Genomic DNA, 2168 nt, shown 5'->3' on the forward strand with positions numbered 1-2168 from the left:
CGCGCGTACCGGCGCGCGTACGATGCTGCTGACGCATCGGCGCGAGACGATAGGGATCATGTCGTGCAACCCGGCCATTGGGGGCATTGGCAAGGGGCATCTCGTGCGCGAAATCGATGCGCTGGACGGGTTGATGGGGCGTGCGGCCGATCGCGCCGGAATCCATTTCAAGCTGCTCAACCGCTCCAAGGGGCCAGCCGTGCATGGTCCCCGCGCGCAGGCGGATCGCACGCTCTACCGGCAGGCCATACAGGACCTGCTGGCGGAAACCGCTTCGCTGGATATTGTCGAGGGCGCGGCGGGTGACCTGCTGGTTGATGCGCAGGGGCAGGTCCGTGGCGTGGTCTGTGAAGATGGGCGTACCTATTCCTCCGGCGCCGTGGTGCTGGCGACGGGTACCTTCCTGCGCGGTACGATCCATATCGGTCATGACAGCCAGCCCGCCGGGCGGGTAGGGGACCGCCCCGCCAACGCGCTGGGGGAGAGGCTGGCCGCACGCGGCCTGCGTATGGGACGCCTCAAGACAGGCACCCCGGCCCGCATCGCGCGTGACAGCATCGACTGGGATTCCCTGCCTGAAGACAGGGGGGATGCGACCCCCGAACCGTTCAGCCGCATGACGGACACCATCACCAACCCCATGGTGTCGTGCCGCATCACGGCGACAACGCCCCGCACGCATGAAATCATTCGTGAGAACCTCCAGCTTTCCGCTCTTTACGGGGGCGCGATTTCGGGGCGGGGGCCGCGCTACTGCCCCTCCATTGAGGACAAGGTGGTGCGCTTCGCGCAGCGTGAATCGCACCAGATCTTTCTGGAGCCCGAAGGGCTGCCCGGCAATCCGGAGGGAAATCTGGTCTATCCCAACGGCATTTCCACCAGCCTGCCCGAAAGCGTGCAGCACGAGATGCTGCACAGTATTCCGGGGCTGGAACGCTGCCGGATCGTGCGGCCGGGATACGCGGTGGAATATGACTATATCGACCCGCGGGAACTGGCGCCCACGCTGGAACTGAAGAACATGCCCGGCCTGTTCCTTGCCGGGCAGATCAATGGCACCACCGGTACGAGGAAGCCGCGGCGCAGGGGCTGGTCGCCGGTCTCAACGCCGCCCGGCATGCCGGGGGCGCGCAGGGTGTTACACTGGATCGGGGTAATGCCTATATCGGCGTCATGATTGATGACCTGACCACGCAGGGCGTGTCGGAACCGTATCGCATGTTCACCTCGCGGGCGGAATACCGCCTGACCCTGCGGCTGATAACGCGGATCTGCGCCTGACCCCGCGCGGGCTGGAATGGGGCTGTATCGGTCCCGCCCGCGCCGCACGTTTCCATGCCGATCGTGACGCCATCGACACCGCCACCCTGCGTGCACGCAATGAAACCTATACGCCTGATCTCCTGCGCAGGGCAGGCGTCCATGTTTCGGCTGACGGGCGTGCGCGCTCGCTGCTGGATGTGCTGGCGACCGATGTCACGCCTGAAACCATAGGCCGGATCGCCCCATGGTTTGCCGCGCTCCCGCCGCGCATCGCCCAGCATCTGGCGACCGAGGCGCGCTATAGCGGCTATATTTTCCGGCAGGAGCGCGAAATCCGCCAGCTTGCCACGGAGGGGCGCATGACCCTGCCAACGGATCTGGATTACAGCCAGATCGGCGGGCTGAGTGCGGAAATGCAGGAACGTCTGGCCCGTGTGCGGCCCGTCACCTTCGGGGCGGCGCAGCGTATTCCCGGTATCACACCCTCGGCGCTGGTCGCCCTGCTGGCGCATGTGCGCCACAAGCCGGTGATGGCCTGATGGGGAGTGACAGCCTGCCGGTTCTGGCCGATGTTTCACGTGAAACACAGGAGCGGCTGGAGCGCTATGCCGAAATCCTGCAACGCTGGAACCAGCGTATCAATCTTGTCTCCCCGCATGACCTGCCGCATCTATGGTCGCGCCACATGGCCGACAGCCTGCAGCTGGCCGCCAGATTCCCGCAGGCGGGGTAACGCTGGTGGATATGGGGTCGGGGGGCGGCTTTCCCGGTCTGGTCATTGCGTGCGCCACCGATGCGCGGGTCACGCTGATTGAATCGGACCAGCGCAAAGCCGCCTTCCTGCGCGAAGCCGCGCGGGCGGCCGGGGTGTCGGTGACAGTCCGCGCCCAGCGGCTGGAGGTGGA

At 66.0% G+C, this 2168-nt stretch carries 2 pseudogenes; both read left to right on the top strand.

From position 1 onward, the window contains the following. Positions 1-1802, top strand: a pseudogene (mnmG, locus tag JCM25156_RS24765) (tRNA uridine-5-carboxymethylaminomethyl(34) synthesis enzyme MnmG); the annotation flags it as partial. Beyond that, positions 1802-2168, top strand: a pseudogene (locus JCM25156_RS24770) (16S rRNA (guanine(527)-N(7))-methyltransferase RsmG); the annotation flags it as partial. The pseudogenes mnmG and JCM25156_RS24770, both read left to right, overlap by 1 nt.

Source organism: Komagataeibacter kakiaceti JCM 25156, from assembly GCF_000613305.1.